Raw genomic sequence first — 17,499 nt, 5'->3', positions numbered from 1 at the left:
TGGCACTTAGACAGCGCACGCCCCCCTGGAAACGTCACCTGAGGGACTTGTGTTGCGCCTGAGGCGGCAAGACATTTCCGTGGTGTCTGACGCGCTGTGACATTTCTGTGGCGCCTGACGCTGATGACCGTGGGTGCGTGCACACGGCAGGGACATGCCGCACGCCGCCGGCTTCCACGAACCCGTACGAACGAGGAACGTCTTGGGCCAGGGAGGGAAACCCCGGCGCCTAGCGGCGTACGACGGGGAATTGGGCGCGGCGGTCGCGCGGGCCCAGGACGGTGACGAGGCCGCGTTCGCGGTGCTCTACCGGATCGTGCAGCCGGGCCTGCTCGGTTATCTGCGCGGGCTCGTCGGCGACGACGCCGAGGACGTGGCGTCCGACGCCTGGCTGGAGATCGCCCGGGACCTCGGCCGGTTCAAGGGCGACGGGGCCGGCTTCCGCGGCTGGACGGCGACCATCGCACGGCACCGGGCGCTGGACCATCTGCGCCGGCGGCGGGTACGGCCGCAGGCGACGGCGCTGGAGCAGGACATGCTCGAACTGCCCGGCCCGCACAGCACGCACGAGCAGGCCCTGGAGGCCATCTCCACCGCGTACGCCCTGGAACTGATCCGCGGACTGCCGCGCGATCAGGCCGAGGCCGTACTGCTGCGGGTGGTCGTCGGTCTGGACGGCCCCGCCGCGGCCCGGGTCCTCGGTAAGCGGCCCGGCGCCGTGCGCACCGCCGCCTACCGGGGGCTGAGGCAGCTCGGCAACCGGCTGGGCGGCCGAGGTGTGACGCGGGACGGCCCCCGGACGCTGGGGGAGTCGAAGTGAACGACGGCGGCGGCCGGGCCGATCGGCGGTCGGAGCCCATCCACCGGACGGACGGGGCGGCTCGTACAGGAACGGAATCGGACATGGGCGAAGGGCGAGACGAGGGCGGTGCAACGGGCCGTCGGCGCACGCACCCGCACGGCGCCGCGCCCGGCCCCGGGGACGACGGAGTGGCGGCGCTGCTCGGTGCCGCGCTGCGGGACGGCGAGGTGGACTCGCGGGCCCAGCAGCGCGCCGTGGCCGCGTTCCGGGCCGCCCGGGACGCGGGGGCGCACGGCGCGCGCACCCGGCGCCGGGACGACTGGCGCCGGGACGACTGGCGCCGGGACGACTGGCGTCCCCGGTGGCGACCGGCGTCCTGGTCGGCGCGGACCACGCTGTCCGTCCTGATGGCGAGCCTCACGCTGGGCGGAGTCGGGTTCGCGGCGATCGGTTCGCCGGGTTCACCCGCCGCGCCCGACCGTTCTTCTGACAGGCCGTCGCATCGACCCGCGCCGAGTGCTCCGGCGTCCCCCGCTCCCGCTCCCTCCCGCGCCGGCGACGGGACCCGGGACCGTCCGGACCCGGCCGAGGACACCGAGGCGCACTGCCGCGCCTACGAGCGGGTGGCGGGCCGCGGGCGGGCGCTGGAGGCGACGGCCTGGCAGCGGCTGATCGAGTCGGCGGGCGGTGCGCCGCACGTGCAGGCGTACTGCGCCGAGGTGTTGGCGAAGGCGCCGGCGAAGGGTGAAGCGCGCAGTTCCGGGAAGCCGAGCGGCCGGGGCGAATCCGGCGGCCACGGCGAGGGCGCGCCCGGTCGAGCCAAGGGCCGGGGCCAGTAAGCGGCTTCAGTGCCAAGGCAACGGCCGGGGCCGCCACCCCCCACAGGAGAGGCCCCGGCCGTCGCGCGGCACGGGCCGCGCGGCGGCCCGTACTCACTACAGCGCCATGAGTGCGTTTTCTGTCACACCCGTGCGTGTCACGAGTTAGTTGCATCCTCTACGGACATGGACGGGGAGCGGTTTCAGGACGTAACGTGCCTTTCGCGCCGGACCGCGGAGGCAGGAAGACCACCGTGACCACTGCGGGCCTCGGAGTCGCAACCACTGACTGACGACCACAACGGCGAATTCCGGTCCGCGAGAGCGGCACCGGCTCAGGCGCAAAGAGGGGCGCGCGGGTGCTGGGGGACGACGCGGAGCTGACGGCCGCGGTGCTTGCGGCGCAGGACGGAAGCGAAACCGCGTTCCGGACTGTGTACCGCACGGTGCATCCACGGCTGCTCGGGTACGTACGGACGCTCGTCGGCGACCCCGACGCCGAGGACGTGGCGTCCGAGGCCTGGTTGCAGATAGCCCGGGACCTGGAGCGGTTCACCGGTGACGCGGACCGGTTCCGGGGGTGGGCCGCACGGATAGCCCGCAACCGCGCCCTCGACCACATCCGCATGCGGGGCCGCCGTCCCGCGATAGGCGGCGACGAGACCGAACTGACGGGCCGGGCCGCCGAGTCGGACACCGCGGGCGAGGCGATCGAGGCCCTGGCCACGGACCGCACCCTCTCCCTCATCTCCCGGCTGCCGCAGGACCAGGCCGAGGCCGTCGTCCTCAGGGTGGTCGTGGGCCTCGACGCGAAGACCGCGGCCGAGACGCTCGGCAAGCGCGCCGGCGCCGTGCGCACCGCGGCGCACCGCGGTCTGAAGCGACTCGCCGAGCTTCTCGGCGAGGCCGGAGCCGATCCGGAATCGGCCGGGGCCCTCGACGCCCTGCCGCCTCAGCGAGAACCGCGCGGTCGCGCGGTGACGTCCGCGAGTGTGACGCCTGTGCGCGCGCGGACGCAGAAGGACATGTGATGGCCGACGAGCAGTACGGGTGGCTGGACCGCGAAACGGCGGAGCGTTTGCTGCGCGGAGAGCCACTGGACGCTGTCGACGCCGCCGCCGGGGAGCGGGCCGCGCGGCTCGCCGAAACCCTGGACGCACTCTCCGTGAAACCCGCGCCGACCGGCGACGAACTGCCCGGGGAGGCCGCCGCGCTGGCCGCTTTCCGCAAGGCGCGGGCGGAGCGCGAGGACCTCGCCCTGCCGGGGCACGGCGCGTCCTCCGACGCCGGTCTCGTGCGGATCGGCGGTCGTGTCCGCGGCCGTTCGTCCGCCGTCCGCCGGCCGCGCTGGGCCCGCCCGGTGCGGCTCGGGCTGGCCGCCGCGCTGGCCGTCGGGATGATCGGCGGGGTGGCCGTCGCCACCGGAACCGGAGCCCTGCCGACCCCCTTCGACGACGATCCCGGCCCGGCCGCCTCGGTCTCCGCCCCCGCGCCGCCCGATCCCGGCCGCCCGCGCGTACCGTCCTCGCCGGCCCCGGACCGCCGTCCCGGCGCGACCGAACGCGACGACGCCCCGAGCGGTCCCCCGGCCGGCAAGCCCGGACCGGGCCACGAGGGCAGGGCCGAGGACCGCGACCGCACGCGGCGGGACCGGTACGGCAAGTGGTGGGAGGCCGTCGTCTCGGCCTGCCGCGACGTGCGCCGTGGTACGGATCCGGACCCCGGCCGCCGGCGGACCCTGGAGAAGCTGGCGGGCGGCTGGTCGCGTGTGGAGCGGTACTGCGAGGGCGTCCTGAAGGGCCCCGGCGGCTTCGGGAACTGGGACGACAAGGGTCCCGGGCGTGACGGCCAGCACGGCGATCCCGGCGACCGCGGCGATCACGACGACGACCGAGGCGACGGCGACCAGGGCCGCGATCACAGCGGCGACCACGGCGAGGACTCGGGCGACGGCGACGGCCGGGGCGACGACGGGGACGACCACATACCCCCTGGTGACGGCGCCGGCGGGGACGGCGGCTGGGACCGGGATCTGGTCTCGTCCGGGCCGCCGGACGCCGCGCCCGACCGGCCCGTCACCGCACCGCGGCCGTCCCCGGAACCGTCGTACGCGACCCTCTGACCTGGGATTCCGTATCGCGTTGAACCACCCATGGCGAGAGCTGTGACATTTTCGGCCGCGATGGCGCAGTACTGATTGAGCCGACTGGTCATCGGCCGTCGCACCGAGCCGGGGTTCCCCCCGTACTCACGGCTCGTGCACCTCGGCGCGGGCGGGACACGTTCCCCCGGTCCCGCCCGCGCCCGAATCCCCTTCAGTGCCGCGGCTCCGGTCTCACCAGTGCACGACGACCTTGTCGCCGGTGCGCACCTGGGCGAACAGGTCCGCGATCGCCGCCTCGTCCCGCACGTTGACGCATCCGTGCGAGGCGCCGGCGTAGCCGCGGGCGGCGAAGTCGGACGAGTAGTGCACCGCCTGCCCGCCGCTGAAGAACATGGCGTACGGCATGGGCGAGTCGTAGAGCGTGGAGTGGTGGTGGCGGGACTTCCAGTAGACCCGGAACTCGCCCTCGCGGGTCGGGGTGTACGACGACCCGAAGCGCACCGGCACCGTCGTGACCGTCCGCCCGTCGATCATCCAGCGCAGGGTGCGGCTCGACTTGCTGACGCACAGCGCCCGGCCGGTCAGGCAGCGCGGGTCCGGGGCGTCCGCGGGCTGACCGCCCATGAGATAGAGGTCCCAGCGGCCCGGCTCGCGGGTCATGTCCAGCAGCCGGCGCCAGGTGACCGTGTCGGTCTCACCCGTGGCGGGCAGCCCGCGCTTGCGCTGGAAGCCCTCGACGGCCCGCTCGGTCAGATCGTCGTAGGTCCCGGTGGGACCGTCGAACAGCCAGGCCACCTGACGCAGCCGGGACTGGAGCTCGCGCACGTCCCGGCCCGTGTCCCCCGGTGCCCACAGGACGCGGGGCGGCTCGGGGGGCGGAGGCGGCGGCGAGGACGGTGCGGCGGGCGTACCGCGGTCCGCGGGCCGGCCGGGCGCGGCGGACGCGCCGGGCGCCGTGGGCGGCGGCCCCGTGGTGGTGATGTCCAGGTGGACCGGCCCGCGCCGCCCGCCGTCCGCGTCCACCGCCTGGGCCGTGCAGCCGCACACCGCGGCCAGCGCGACCAGCGCGGCGATCGTCCTGCCCCTGCCCGTCGTACCCACGACAGCCCCCCGTCGTCCCCACCGCCGCCCCACGGAAGGGCGCTGACGTCACCTGAGATGCTCCCCCGGTATGACGGGTTGCGAACGGCGCGGCATCGTTGTGGACGAGGAGTGAGTCCAGCGCTGCGCGGGAGGCACACCATGGCGCGCGAGTCCGAGTCGGGACTGCCCATCGAGCCGGTCTACGGGCCGGACGCCCTGGCGGGCTGGGACCCCGCCCGGATACTGGGCGATCCCGGCGCCTACCCGTTCACCCGCGGTGTCCACCCGACGATGTACACCGGCCGCCCGTGGACGATGCGCCAGTACGCGGGGTTCGGCACGGCGGCGGAGTCCAACGCCCGCTACCGGGACCTGATCGCGCACGGCACCACGGGACTGTCGGTCGCCTTCGACCTGCCCACCCAGATGGGCCACGACTCCGACGCTCCCCTCGCGCACGGCGAGGTCGGCAAGGTCGGCGTGGCGATCGACTCCGTCGAGGACATGCGGGTGCTGTTCGGCGGGATCCCGCTGGGCGAGGTCTCCACCTCGATGACGATCAACGCACCGGCTGCGCTGCTGCTGCTGATGTACCAGCTGGTGGCGGAGGAACAGGGGATCGGGGCCGACCGGCTCACGGGCACGGTCCAGAACGACGTCCTGAAGGAGTACATCGCGCGTGGGACGTACATCTTCCCGCCCCGGCCCTCGCTGCGGCTGACCGCCGACATCTTCCGGTACTGCCGGGCCGAGATCCCGAAGTGGAACACGATCTCGATCTCCGGCTACCACATGGCCGAGGCGGGCGCCTCACCCGCGCAGGAGATCGCCTTCACGCTGGCCGACGGTGTCGAGTACGTACGCACGGCGGTCGCCGCGGGCATGGACGTGGACGACTTCGCCCCGCGGCTGTCCTTCTTCTTCGTCGCCCGTACGACGATCCTGGAGGAGGTCGCCAAGTTCCGTGCCGCGCGCCGGATCTGGGCGCGCGTGATGCGGGAGGAGTTCGGGGCGAAGAACCCCCGGTCCTGGACGCTGCGCTTCCACACCCAGACCGCGGGTGTGCAGCTGACGGCGCAGCAGCCCGAGCTGAACCTGGTCCGCGTCGCCGTGCAGGCGATGGCCGCGGTGCTCGGCGGTACGCAGTCGCTGCACACCAACGCCTTCGACGAGGCGATCGCCCTCCCCACGGACCGGAGCGCCCGCCTGGCCCTGCGCACCCAGCAGGTCCTGGCCCACGAGACGGACCTGACGGCGACGGTCGACCCGTTCGCGGGCTCGTACGCGGTGGAGCGGATGACCGACGACCTCGAGGGCGCCGCGGTCGCGCTGATGACCCGGGTCGAGGACCTCGGCGGCGCGGTCGCCGCGATCGAGCGCGGTGTGCAGAAGGGCGAGATCGAACGCAACGCCTACCGCATCGCGCGGGAGACCGAGGCGGGCGAGCGGGTCGTGGTCGGCGTCAACCGCTTCCGCGTCGACGAGGAGGAGCCGTACGAGCCGCTGCGCGTCGACCCGGCCATCGAGGCCCGGCAGTGCGCACGCCTCGCCGAGCTGCGCGCGAGGCGCGACCGGCGGGCGGTGGACTCGGCCCTGACGGCGCTGAAGCGGGCCGCGGAGGGCGAGGACAACGTCCTGTACCCGATGAAGGAGGCACTGCGGGCGCGGGCCACGGTCGGTGAGGTGTGCGACGCGCTGCGGCACACCTGGGGGACCCATGTACCGAACGACACGTTCTGACCGGCTGCGTTGTCGTACCTTCGTGCGACACTCCTGTCCATGTTCGGTGTCATCGACCTTCCCACCTACCTGGCGGGACTCGCCCTGATCGTCCTGCTCCCCGGCCCCAACTCGCTGTACGTCCTGTCCGTCGCGGCCAGGCGCGGAGTGCGGTCCGGGTACACGGCCGCGGCCGGGGTCTGGTGCGGGGACACCGTGCTGATGACACTCTCCGCGGCCGGCGTCGCCTCCCTGCTCCAGGGCAACGCCGTACTCTTCGGGATCGTGAAGTACGCGGGCGCCGGCTATCTGACCTGGCTGGCGATCGGGATGCTGCGCGCGGCGTGGGCGATGTGGCGGGCGCGGCGGGAGGCCGTCGAGGCTCCCGCCGCGCCCGGCGCCGGTGACGAGCGGCCCTTCCGCCGGGCCCTGGTCATCAGCCTGTTCAATCCCAAGGCGATCCTGTTCTTCGTCGCCTTCTTCGTGCAGTTCGTGGATCCGGGGTACGCCCACCCGGCCCTGTCCTTCGTCGTGCTCGGCGCCTTCGCCCAGCTGGCCAGCGTCCTCTACCTCAGCGCGCTGATATTCAGCGGCACCCGGCTCGCCACCGTCTTCCGCCGGCGTAAGCGGCTGTCGGCGGGCGCGACCTCGGCGGCGGGCGTGCTCTTCCTCGGCTTCGCGGTGAAGCTCTCGCTGAGCTCCTAGAGCGCCGGCGGCCTCGGCGGCGGAGGCAGTGACGGCAGGTACGGCAGGTACGGCGGCGCGGGCGGTGGTGCGCCGGTCGCGTCAGCGTGCCTCCGGCCGACCGTTGCCGCGGGCGTTGACGATGGCGCGGGTCAGGATGGGCGGCAGCAGGTCCACCGCGAGACGGCGGGCGCGGCTGCGCCGTGGCCGGGGCGGCCGTGGTGCCGGGGGCGCGGGCGCCTTCGCCGGTGTCCGGGCCGCCGCCGGGACGGGCGCCGGCTCGTCCGCGTGACGGGACAGCGGGAAGTCGGGGGCCCGCATGCCCTGGGACTTCAGCCGGACCAGCCGGTGGCCGGCCGCATGCTGCACGCTGAGCCGGCAGTCGTCGCGGTCGCGGACCGCCGTGAGCAGCTCGTCCTGCACGGGCTCGGGGTCGCCCCAGGTCCCGTACAGCTTCTGCGTGCTCAGACAGATCGGACGCAGACCCCGGCTGAGCACGGCCTCCCACGCGGCGACGGAGACACCGGGCGTGTGCTCGGAGCGGAAGTCGTCCAGGACCACGATGCCGTCGGGCAGCAGGACGTCGCGTGCGGCGCCGATGTCGTCGTACACGTGCTCGTAGAGGTGGGAGCCGTCGATGTGGACGAACCGGCAGGAGCCGGGCTCGACCTCGGCGGGCACCAGCGAGCTGGGCCCCTGGACGACGCGGGGCAGTTCGGTGTGGAAGGAGAGGTAGTTCGTCTCGAAGGCCCGGCGGGTGAGGGCGCCGTACGACTTCGTGGACTCGGCGCGGTTGGCGTCGTCCGGGGCGTCGCCCTCGAAGAGGTCGCACACCGTGTACCGGTCGCCCTCGTGCAGACGGCGGCCGAGGAAGATGGCGCTCTTGCCCATGTAGACCCCGACCTCCAGCAGGTCGCCGCGGACCTCCGCGGCGTCCTGCCGGTCCAGGAACCAGTCGAAGAGAACCTGGTCGAGTACGGGGAACCAGCCCGGAACGTCGTCGAGCCGGCGAGGCCGCAATGGCGTGTCGTGTGTAGTGGTCATGGAAGGAGAACGCCCTTCCTCGTGCGAATGGTGCGGTCAGGAACTGCCCAGCGCCTGCCCGGGCGAACAATCCGGCCAAACCAGTCGACAGATGAACAACGGGTCAATTCCCTGCGCACAGTACGTCGACTTCGCTCCTCGGCCGAGTAACCGGCGCCGGTGGTCACCCGGCCACCCGGGCCGGCCCACCCGTACGCCGCCGGTCCCGCGCCGACCGCCTCCGGGCCGACGGCGCCGCCCCGGCCCCGTCCGCCGCTTTCGGTGCCGGCCCGTCAGCCCTTCGGTGCGGGGCGCGTCCCCGCCGCCGCCAGTGTCCGCCGCAGCAGCGGTGTGGCCCACTCCTCGACGTACCGGTTGAACAGCCACGCCAGGGTCAGCATCACCGCGAGCGTGCAGCCCACCGTCATCCACGAGGGCACGCCGAAGTCCTGGTGGAGCACCTCGATCACGGCCCAGCCCAGGTGCTCGTGGACGAGGTAGAAGGGGTACGTCAGCGCGCCCGCCACCGTCAGCCACGGCCAGTCGGCCCGGCTCAGCCAGCCGAGCGCCACCGCCAGCACCGCCGCGAAGCCGAACGTGACGATCAGGATGATGACCGAGGCGGAGCGGTAGGAGAAGTGGCCGGGGCCGTCGCTGTGCCACAGGCTCTGCACCGCGTAGTGCTGGCCGGTCAGCCAGCTCACCAGCACGATGCCCCACGCGACGGCGTCCCTGCGGTCGCGGTACAGCAGGTAGATGCCCATGCCGCCGATGAAGAACGGCGCGTACTCCGGCATCACGACCAGGTCGAGGAAGGGCTGGTCGGCCGCCCGGGTGACGGCCGCGAGCAGCGTCCAGACGGCGCACAGCAGCACCACCCGTCGGCGGTTCGCGCCCGGCAGTACGACGCACAGGGCGAACAGCGCGTAGAACCGGATCTCCACCCACAGCGTCCAGCACACGCCGAGCACCCGGTCCGCGCCCAGCGGCTGCTGAAGCAGGGTCAGATTGACCAGCGCGTCGCTCGGCGACACCGCCTCGTAGGCCACGCCCGGCAGCGCGAACACGGCCGTCACCAGGACGACGGCCACCCAGTACGAGGGCATCAGCCGTGCGACCCGGGAGGCGAAGTAGTCGCGCAGGGACCGGCCCCAGCCGCTCATGCAGATCACGAAGCCGCTGATCACGAAGAAGATCTGCACGCCGAGGCAGCCGTAGGCGAACCACGAGTGCAGGGTGGGGAACTGGATCTGCGGCGACGAACCCCAGGCGTGGGTGACGTCGCCGCCCCGGCCGCCGTAGTGGTAGAGCGCCACCATCAGCGCGGCCAGCAGTCGCAGCCCGTCCAGGGCGCGCAGCCGGCCGCCGGAGGCTTTCCTCCGCGGCGGGCCCGTCGGGGCCTGCCGCGGTCCGCCCGGAGCGGGCGCGGTGGGCTGGGGCTTTGCTGTGGTGACGACCGTCTCGGTCACGCTTTCCTACCTCGGCTGCCTCGTCCGTCCGCAGATCTCTTCGGACGCCGTTCCGTACAAAGCGCCCGTATCAGTCATAACCCCAGGAGGCCTCCGTCAACGCTCTTTGACGCCGCACGCCACCCTAAACGTCGTTCGATGGAATTCCGTTCGACGGAAACACGATTTGCCCGCCGGTCCCGAGCGGTTCACCTCTGCGTCGTATTGGTTTCTTACTGTTCTCCGATCCACCACGTTTACCCAGGCAGATATCTGCCTGCGTCGTCCCATCCAGAGCAGGAGCACCATGACGGTTCGCAGCAGATGGTCCCGTTCCCGAACAGGGGACCCGGCATCGGCGACCACTGACGCCGGGCCGCCCACCGCGCAGGTGACCCCGGCCGAGCTGGAGGACTGCTTGCGCGCGTGCGCCGTGCACAGCGGCAAACTCGTGGGCAGCCTCGACAAGCGGCGAATAGCCCTGGCCGAGAAACTGCGCGAACTGCTCGCACTCTGGGCGACGCAGGAGCAGGCCCAGCCGGCCGCCACGGGTGCGAGCGGCCTGATCAGACGTGGTGCCAAGGCCGTCACCGGCGGCACACTGAGCAACGAACTCCTCGACGCGCTCCTCGGCGTCGCGAACAAGGCCCTGGACTGCGGCTACGACGACGAGCTGAACCTGGCCCTGCTGATCAACGACACGGTGCTGTCGCAGCGCAAGAACTCCCGGGCCGGCTGGCGGCTGCGGGGCCGGCTGCTGGAGGCCATGGGCCGCCCGGACGCCGCCGTCGAGGCGTTCGACCGCTATCTCGGCCTCACCCAGGAGGACGGCTTCGGCGTCCGGTCCAAGGTCGCCGGCCTGCGCACCGCCCAGGAGCGGCGCGGCGAGCTGCTCACCCTGCTCCAGCGGACCGTCCCCGACTCCGCCGCGTTCGCCGCGGGCCCCGCCACCGACGTGTGGGCGGACGGCCTGCAGACGCACTCCGCCGGCGACTGGGACGGCGCCCGGGCCCGGCTCGTGGGAGCGCTCGTCGCGCTGGACCGCGCCGAAGCCCCCGAGCAGGAGTTCCAGGAGGCGCTCGGCCACTACCTGGATCTGAGCACCAGCGCCCAGCACCGCCCCACGCCCGAACTGACCCAGGCGATCGCCCTGTTCGCCGAGCAGCGCCGCAACCGGATGCGCGGCCCGCTGGACGACCCGCTGTTCGGCGGTCTGCAATGGATCAGCCTCGGCGAGTTCCGCAACAAGGTCGCCGGGAAGTCGATCTGCCTCGTCGCCAACTCCGGCAAGGTCGGCGAGAGCGGCAAGGGCGCCGAGATCGACGGCTACGACCTGGTCGTGCGCTTCAACTCGTACAAGATCGACGCGGTGCACACCGGCAAGCGGACCGACATCCACGTCTCGATCCACAAGCACGGCTTCAACTGGGACCGGCCCGTCGACATCCGGCTGGTCTTCGGCGGCATCTCCAACGACTGGAAGTACTCCCTGCGCAACCGCCTCGTGCCGGGCGCGCAGAAGTTCCTCGGTGACGAGTCGCTGCGCTGGCCGTTGCGGAACATCGGCAAGCTGGGCAACGACGTCTGGCCCGCGATCCCGACCTCCGGCTTCAACATGCTCTGGCTGCTCGACTTCCTCGACGTCAGCCCGACCCTCGACCTGATCGGCTTCGACTTCTACGAGAGCGGTGCCTACCGCATCGACGCCGCGATGAAGATGCCGATCACGTCCGTCCACGAATACACCAGCGAGAAGGCGTGGGTCATGGAACGGGCCCAGAGCGTCTCCGGCATGAGGATCTCCCTGCGATGACCGCGACCCACATATCGTCCCCCGTCCCCGCGACGGCCCGCACCGCGGCGCCCGCCTCGGACGAGGGTTCGGCCCGCGCCCTCACCGGCAAGCGCCGTATCGCCTTCGCCAGCTTCGTCGACGAGAACTACCTGCCCGGCTTCCTCGTCCTGCTGCGCTCCCTGGCCCTGTCCAACCCGGGTGTCTGCGAGGACTTCATCGTCCTGCACGACGACCTCAAGCCGTCCTCCGTGGCCCGCATCCGCGCCCTGCACCCGCGGGTGAGCTTCCGCCGCGTCGACGCCGACCACTACGACTCCTACGCCAAGGGCGACCAGGACAACTACCTGGTCCGCAAGGCGTACTTCATCCTCGACGTCTTCAAGATCCGCGACTACGACACCGTGATCACCCTGGACACCGACATGGTGGTCCTCGATTCGCTCGCGGAACTGCTGTCGCTGCGCGAGGGACTCGCCGCCGTACCGCAGTTCTTCTACGGCCGGCACAAGCTCAACAGCGGCCTGCTCGTCATTCAGAAGGAATACCTGAGCGACGAGTTCTACGCGAGGATCGACCAGGTCGGACGCAGCGGCTCCTACGAGCTCGACAAGCACGACCAGGGCATCCTCAACGCCGTCCTCGACGGTGACTTCGTCCGCCTCGACGCGCGGTACAACTTCGTCAAGCGGCGGCTGTCCGGCGACCTCCCGGTCCCCGAGGACACCGCGATCCTGCACTTCACCGGCCGCCACAAGCCCTGGCAGGGCGGCGAGGCCGGCTACGACCTGGCGCAGGAGCGCTGGCGCGAGTTCGACCTGAGCGACGCCGACCTGCAGGCCGCCTACCTCGGCGGCGGCGGCACGATGCACCAGGACCTGCTGATCCACTTCGGCACCCCGCACGTGGAGCGCACCGGCCACGTCGACACCGCACGCCGGGTCGCCCACGCGCACATCGCCAAGGGCGACTACCAGTCCGCGGTCGAGATCATGGAGCGCGTCCACATCCCCATCGACGAGGCCTGGCCGCACGAGGTGTACGGCCACGCCCTGATGAGCGTCTCCCGCTACGAGGAGGCCCGGGCCCAGCTGCTGCTGGCCACCTCCGCGCCCAACCGCGCCGCCACGGCCTTCGCCCGGCTAGCCCAGGTCTCCTGGGTGCACGGCGACGACGGCGCCGCGCAGCAGTACGCCCTCCAGGGCCTGACCGTCGACCCGACGCACCGCGCGAGCCGCATCTGGCACCAGCGCACCATCGGCGTCCCCGCCCAGCAGCAGGGCAGCCCCGCCGACCAGCTCGCGCACGTCGCCTTCTACATGGACCGGCAGGGCAACGCGGGCGACAAGCTGCTCCCCGAGAGCGTGCGGCTCGCCTTCGACCCCGACACCACCAACCGCCGCTGGCACTCCGTGCACGCCCACCGGCTGTTCGACGAGCCGGCGCTGGAGCGCGTCAACGCCCGCCGCGGACTGGTGATCGGCGGCGGCGGTCTGTTCATCCCGGACACCATGCCGAACGGCAACAGCGCCTGGCAGTGGAACGTCCCCGACGAGCTGATGAGCCGGATCGACGTGCCGATCGCGGTCTACGCCGTCGGCTTCAACGCCTTCGACGGCCAGTCCTACCGCGCGCAGCGGTTCCGGGACTCGCTGCGGCTGCTCGTCGAGCGCTCCGCGTTCTTCGGGCTGCGCAACCACGGCTCGATCGAGAAGGTGCGGGCGATGCTCCCGTCGCACCTGCACGACAAGGTGCGCTTCCAGCCCTGCCCGACCACGGTCACCCGCCAGCTCGTCGCGAACTGGCAGGACCCGGTCAAGCGCGACGACACGATCCTCGTCAACGCCGCCTACGACCGCGCCTCCCTGCGCTTCGGCCACGACTACGGCTACTTCCTGGAGCAGATGGCCAGGGCCGTGCGGGAGCTGGGCGACCTCGGCGACGTGCAGTGCGTGGCGCACTCACTGGACGACGAGAAGATCGCGTTCGACCTGCGCCGCGAGCACGGCGTCTCGATGCCCGTCATCCCGATGTACGACTTCGAGAACGACGAGATCCGCGACCTGTACGCGCGCACCCGGCTCGTCATCGGCATGCGCGGCCACGCCGGCATGATCCCCTTCGGCTGCGGCACACCGATCATCAGCCTGATCTCGCACCCGAAGATGGCGTACTTCCTGCGCGACATCGAGCGTCCCGAGTGGGGCGTGTCCGTGCACGACCGGAACCTGGCCGACGTGCTGGTGGAGCGCTCCCGCGATCTGCTCGCCGACCACGCCAAGACCGTCGCCGACGTGCACGGCAGGCAGCAGGAGCTGTGGCGGATCACCCAGGCGAACGCGGCGGACCTGCGCGCCGTCCTCGGCGGCTGACCCACGACGGGAGGCCGTCCGGCCGGGACCGACGCCGAGGTCCCGGCCGGGCGGCCCCTTCGGACGCGAGGGGGCGCGGACCCCGGTTCAGGCGCGCACGGCCCTGCGGACCAGCCGCTTGACCCGGGACAGCGCGGAGCCGCCGCCGTTCGAGCGGCGGTCCTGCTCGTAGGCCTTCCGCAGCTGCGCGAAGTGGTCGGCGCGGGTGCGGGCGAGGTACTCGTCCGAGGCCAGCGGCTTGGCGATGGCCCAGGCCTGCTTGTGCCGGCCGTCGTAGTGGGCGACGTACGCCTTGGCCAGCTCCAGCACGGACCGGAACGGGATACCGCCGGTGTGGTCGCGGTCGACGCGCTCCTGCACGGCGGAGATCAGCTCCAGCTTCCGCTCGTAGGAGAAGCTGTCCTCGCTGATGGCCGTGAGCACGTCGCGCGGGACGGGCGCGGTGACCTCGAAGGCGAGGGTGGAGCGGATCGGCGGGCCGGCGATCTCGATGTACGGCAGCAGGGCGCCCGTGCTGTAGTGCAGCCACGGCAGCCGCGGTCCGGCGAAGTCCTGGTGGAGGACGACCGACCCGGGCCGCAGCCGGGTCAGGAACCGCTCGCTGACGCACTTGAACACACGGGGCGTCTTGGCTATGTCGATGTGCAGGAACTCGACCGGCGAACGGTCGCCGGGGTCGGAGGTCTGCCACAGGTCACCGGCGTGGATCTCCAGGAAGGGCAGAAACGGCTCCATACGCCCCCGGAACTCCTCCAGGAACGAGTTGTCGCCCTCGGGCGCCTTGCCGGCGTCGAAGAACTTCTCCGTGGCGAAGGTGCCCTTGCCGACCCGGAAGAAGTCGTACGCGTGCAGCCGCCCCGTCTTCTCGTCGAACACCGGGCTCTGCTGGAGCCCGAGGGCCAGCGCGTACGTCGAGCCGCCCCCGCCGGACCCCAGTTCGACCAGCCGGTCCTCGCCCGTGAGGTGATGCCGGCCCAGCAGGTAGAGGAACTTCAGTTCCCACGAGCTCACCTGGGTGTAGGGCAGGTCGTCCGGGAGCCGGACGTCGTCCAGGAGGGAGTAGAGCCGGCCGAGGTTCGTCATGGTGGCCTCACGGATCGGTTGAGGTGGTGCCGAGGACCTGGTGCGCGATTGCGTGATCGTAGGCACCCGCACGACCGGCCTGTTCGATTGTTCCCGGCTGTTCATCTGCTCTTCGCCGAAGCCCTGTGCACAGCCGGAGCCCGGTGACCGAACGGACACGGCGGGTGGACCACGCCCGTGGCCCACCCGCCGGTCTCACCCCGTCCGCACGGCCGCGCTCAGCGGCGCACCGCCTTCTTCAGCGCCCGCGCCCGCCGGACCACCCGGCGCGCGGCCGAGTTGTGCGGCAGGAACGACAGCCGCTCCGGGATACCGCCCGGCAGGCCCAGCGAGGTGAGCCGGCGCTTCTTGAAGTAGCGCTGGGTGCGCGGCCCGAGATGCGTGGACAGAAAGCGCTCCGCCGCGGGCCTGAGCTCCGCCTGGATCTGCGGCTGCATGGTGAAGCCGACCGCCTCGGCCAGGCCGCCCACCAGCGCGTCCGCGACCTGCTCCTCGCCCTTGCGCTCCTCCAGGTCCGGCAGCAGCGCGTCGGCCAGCGTCACCGGCAGGCGGTTGCTGTTCTGGTAGGGGGTGAGCCGGTCCAGCAGCGGAGCGGTGCCGATCCGGGCCACCGGCAGGTCGTAGAACGCGGACGCGGTGAACAGCGCCGTCGAGAAGCAGCCGACGACCAGCGCGGGGCGGGCCTTGGCGAACAGCACCTCGGCGAGCACCGGGGTGTCCAGGACCGTGAGGTCCACGCCGAGCTTGCCGGCCTCGGCCTCCAGGGCGCGGCTGTAGCGGGCCGGCGCGGTCGGGTGCGGCTTGAACACGATGGAGCGGTGCCCGCGGGCCACCGCCCCCCGCATCATCCGCACGTGCAGGTCCTCCTCCTCGGCGGGGGAGAGGATGTTCAGCGCGGACAGGTACTGGCCGAGCAGCAGAGCGGCGCCGTCCGGCAGCGCGGGCAGTTCGCCGGCCGCGCCGGTGAGCCCGCTCATCACCTTCAGGAAGGCCTCCGTCGGCACCACCTGGGCCGGCACCTCGAACTCGGTCAGCAGCAGCGGCCTGAGCCCCGGCACCAGGTCCAGGTGGAGCAGCCGCCGCACCCGGGTGCCGACCAGCGGGTCGAGCTTGTTGCGCGTGGGGCCGTAGCTCATCAGGCCGTCGGCGTACACCTCGACCGGGGCGCCGGTGAAGATCTGCGCCAGCCCGAGGGCGGGGTTGACCTGGATGGACTCCATGACCAGTTCCACCCGGTCGTCGCCCAGGCCCCACAGCAGCCGCAGATAGCGCTCGAACAGCGGCAGGTCGTCGGGACGCGGCGCCCAGGCACCGGGGTGGAAGGGCCGGATCGCCTCGTTGTACGACAGGACGTCGTCGAAGTGGTCGCGCAGCATGCCGAAGCCCGGCATCTCGTCGACGGCCGGGGTGGTCTCCGGCGTGGTCGAGTTGTTGAACACCAACAGCACGCGCCGGTCCGCCTCGGTGAAGCAGCCCGAGTCGATCGCGGCGGCCAGCGTGGCGGCGCCGTACAGCGTCGAGACGCAGAAGATCTGGGTGGTACGGGACATCAGGCAGCCGCCTTCGCTGTGGTGACCCGGCGCCGCAGCCGCCGCAGCTTGGAGGCACGACGCAGGTCCATGGTGTCGAGCACGTCGCCGAGCGCGTCCTGCGGCATACGCTTTATCGCCGCCGCGCTCATCACCCGCAGCTGCTTGGCCACGGCCGGTTCGAACTTGTCGATCTCCGACAGGTGGTGGGCGATGATCGCGCAGTAGGTACGCACCGCCTTGGGCAGCAGACGGTCGGCGTCGCGGTCCGCCGCGGTCTCCTGGACGACCTGGTCGAAGGCGCGGATGAAGTCGAGCTGGCGGACGTCGCCGATCTGGGTGAGCGAGCCGGCCACACCCCGCCGGTAGAACACACCGAGCAGACTCACCACGGCGAAGGACTCCGCCTCACGGTGCAGCTTCCAGATCCACGGCCGGTCCTCGGCCGTGCGCAGCCCGTCGGTGAAGTGCAGCACGCCCTTGTCCAGCAGCCGGCGGTGGTAGGCGCCCGCCCAGGCGTAGGCGTAGTCCACGGAGGTGGTGCGGTTGGCGGGCAGGATCGCGCCACGCGGATCGAGCACCTCGTGGCGCCGTCCGACGGGGGCCCGGTGCACGGTGCGGGCGCGGGCGGTGGCCTGGACGTGGTCGGTGCGCACGAAGTCGCAGCCGAGCCGCTCGATGGCGGTCACCAGCTCACCGAGATAGCCCGGGGCGAGCCAGTCGTCCCCGTCCAGGAAGGTGATGTACTCGCCGGTCGCGGCATCGAGGCCGCTGTTGCGGGCAGTGGCCAGCCCTCCGTTTTCCTCTCTGCGGATATAGCGCACCTGGGCGACATCGGAGAGTTCCTCGACCGCACGTTCGAGAATCGCCGGGGTTTCGTCCTTCGATTTGTCGTCGACCAGGATGAACTCGAAGTCCGGTCGGGCATTCGCGCGAAGGCTTCGCAAGTTGTCCGGGGCGTATTGCTGCACGTTGTAGAACGGCACGATCACGGAAAGCTTTGGCACCTGCGAAAGCCTAGGAGGCGGCCCCGCTGGGGAAC

At 71.9% G+C, this 17,499-nt stretch carries 14 protein-coding genes; 8 read left to right on the top strand and 6 right to left on the bottom strand.

Annotated features, from left to right (window positions below):
* Positions 1 to 202: 202 nt before the first annotated feature.
* The 4 genes from DN051_RS16070 to DN051_RS16055 all read left to right on the top strand — a co-directional run bounded on the left by DN051_RS16070 (position 203) and on the right by DN051_RS16055 (position 3,742).
* Entirely contained in the window at positions 203 to 820 is a 618-nt protein-coding gene (locus tag DN051_RS16070) for an RNA polymerase sigma factor (RefSeq protein ID WP_053760136.1), read from the top strand.
* Between the two features lie 83 nt (positions 821 to 903).
* Complete coding sequence (locus tag DN051_RS16065; protein WP_162624943.1) at positions 904 to 1,641, top strand: hypothetical protein; 738 nt, start codon at positions 904 to 906, stop codon at positions 1,639 to 1,641.
* A gap of 338 nt (positions 1,642 to 1,979) precedes the next feature.
* A complete protein-coding gene (locus DN051_RS16060) occupies positions 1,980 to 2,651 on the top strand; it encodes an RNA polymerase sigma factor (RefSeq protein WP_053760092.1) in 672 nt (223 codons plus the stop codon).
* Positions 2,651 to 3,742 (top strand): hypothetical protein, encoded by a 1,092-nt coding sequence (locus tag DN051_RS16055; RefSeq protein ID WP_053760093.1) that lies wholly within the window; start codon positions 2,651 to 2,653, stop codon positions 3,740 to 3,742. Before DN051_RS16060 ends, DN051_RS16055 begins: the two co-directional genes overlap by 1 nt.
* A gap of 213 nt (positions 3,743 to 3,955) precedes the next feature.
* Here the strand turns inward: DN051_RS16055 and DN051_RS16050 are convergent, their stop codons facing one another.
* Positions 3,956 to 4,825 carry a L,D-transpeptidase family protein gene (locus DN051_RS16050; protein ID WP_053760094.1) on the bottom strand — a complete coding sequence of 290 codons (870 nt, stop codon included), beginning with the start codon at positions 4,823 to 4,825 and terminating at the stop codon, positions 3,956 to 3,958.
* 141 nt (positions 4,826 to 4,966) lie between these two features.
* Here DN051_RS16050 and DN051_RS16045 point away from each other — a divergent pair, with 141 nt between their 5' ends.
* Entirely contained in the window at positions 4,967 to 6,547 is a 1,581-nt protein-coding gene (locus DN051_RS16045; RefSeq protein ID WP_112438956.1) for an acyl-CoA mutase large subunit family protein, read from the top strand.
* Positions 6,548 to 6,586: 39 nt separating this feature from the next.
* Positions 6,587 to 7,231 (top strand): leucine efflux protein LeuE, encoded by a 645-nt coding sequence (gene leuE / locus DN051_RS16040; protein WP_053760137.1) that lies wholly within the window; start codon positions 6,587 to 6,589, stop codon positions 7,229 to 7,231.
* A gap of 81 nt (positions 7,232 to 7,312) precedes the next feature.
* Here leuE and DN051_RS16035 read toward each other — a convergent pair whose 3' ends face one another.
* Both DN051_RS16035 and DN051_RS16030 read right to left on the bottom strand, forming a co-directional pair.
* Complete coding sequence (locus tag DN051_RS16035; protein ID WP_053760096.1) at positions 7,313 to 8,254, bottom strand: class I SAM-dependent methyltransferase; 942 nt, start codon at positions 8,252 to 8,254, stop codon at positions 7,313 to 7,315.
* A 272-nt stretch (positions 8,255 to 8,526) separates the two neighbouring features.
* A complete protein-coding gene (locus DN051_RS16030) occupies positions 8,527 to 9,702 on the bottom strand; it encodes an acyltransferase family protein (RefSeq protein WP_112438955.1) in 1,176 nt (391 codons plus the stop codon).
* Between the two features lie 286 nt (positions 9,703 to 9,988).
* On the opposite strand from DN051_RS16030, the gene DN051_RS16025 reads away from it, so the two are divergent.
* Together DN051_RS16025 and DN051_RS16020 are read left to right on the top strand one after the other, a co-directional pair.
* Complete coding sequence (locus DN051_RS16025; protein ID WP_107093975.1) at positions 9,989 to 11,494, top strand: glycosyltransferase family 29 protein; 1,506 nt, start codon at positions 9,989 to 9,991, stop codon at positions 11,492 to 11,494.
* The gene (locus DN051_RS16020) at positions 11,491 to 13,845 is read left to right on the top strand and encodes a glycosyltransferase (RefSeq protein WP_112438954.1); all 2,355 of its coding nucleotides are present in this window, start codon (positions 11,491 to 11,493) and stop codon (positions 13,843 to 13,845) included. The genes DN051_RS16025 and DN051_RS16020 overlap by 4 nt, the downstream gene beginning before the upstream one ends.
* Before the next feature lie 87 nt (positions 13,846 to 13,932).
* Here DN051_RS16020 and DN051_RS16015 read toward each other — a convergent pair whose 3' ends face one another.
* The 3 genes from DN051_RS16015 to DN051_RS16005 form a co-directional block, all read right to left on the bottom strand.
* Positions 13,933 to 14,928, bottom strand: coding sequence for a hypothetical protein (locus tag DN051_RS16015; protein ID WP_112438953.1), 996 nt, complete (start codon positions 14,926 to 14,928; stop codon positions 13,933 to 13,935).
* Between the two features lie 218 nt (positions 14,929 to 15,146).
* On the bottom strand, positions 15,147 to 16,478 hold the full coding sequence (locus tag DN051_RS16010; RefSeq protein ID WP_053760101.1) for an alpha-2,8-polysialyltransferase family protein: 1,332 nt from the start codon (positions 16,476 to 16,478) through the stop codon (positions 15,147 to 15,149).
* Positions 16,478 to 17,464: a glycosyltransferase family 2 protein gene (locus tag DN051_RS16005; RefSeq protein WP_112438952.1), complete on the bottom strand. Its 987-nt coding sequence runs from the start codon at positions 17,462 to 17,464 to the stop codon at positions 16,478 to 16,480. Before DN051_RS16005 ends, DN051_RS16010 begins: the two co-directional genes overlap by 1 nt.
* Positions 17,465 to 17,499 lie beyond the last annotated feature (35 nt).

Origin of the sequence: Streptomyces cadmiisoli (assembly GCF_003261055.1) — a bacterium.
GTDB lineage: Bacteria > Actinomycetota > Actinomycetes > Streptomycetales > Streptomycetaceae > Streptomyces > Streptomyces cadmiisoli.
Note: the sequence above shows the minus strand (reverse complement) of the source record. Positions and strands in the feature narration are given on the sequence as shown.

Excerpts from the sequence above, each read along its gene's own strand:
- DN051_RS16065 (WP_162624943.1), top strand. The coding sequence starts at position 904 with ATGGGCGAAGGGCGAGACGAGGGCGGTGCAACGGGCCGTCGGCGCACG.
- DN051_RS16055 (WP_053760093.1), top strand. The coding sequence starts at position 2,651 with ATGGCCGACGAGCAGTACGGGTGGCTGGACCGCGAAACGGCGGAGCGT.
- DN051_RS16045 (WP_112438956.1), top strand. The coding sequence starts at position 4,967 with ATGGCGCGCGAGTCCGAGTCGGGACTGCCCATCGAGCCGGTCTACGGG.
- leuE (WP_053760137.1), top strand. The coding sequence starts at position 6,587 with ATGTTCGGTGTCATCGACCTTCCCACCTACCTGGCGGGACTCGCCCTG.
- DN051_RS16035 (WP_053760096.1), bottom strand. The coding sequence starts at position 8,254 with ATGACCACTACACACGACACGCCATTGCGGCCTCGCCGGCTCGACGAC.
- DN051_RS16025 (WP_107093975.1), top strand. The coding sequence starts at position 9,989 with ATGACGGTTCGCAGCAGATGGTCCCGTTCCCGAACAGGGGACCCGGCA.
- DN051_RS16020 (WP_112438954.1), top strand. The coding sequence starts at position 11,491 with ATGACCGCGACCCACATATCGTCCCCCGTCCCCGCGACGGCCCGCACC.
- DN051_RS16015 (WP_112438953.1), bottom strand. The coding sequence starts at position 14,928 with ATGACGAACCTCGGCCGGCTCTACTCCCTCCTGGACGACGTCCGGCTC.
- DN051_RS16010 (WP_053760101.1), bottom strand. The coding sequence starts at position 16,478 with ATGTCCCGTACCACCCAGATCTTCTGCGTCTCGACGCTGTACGGCGCC.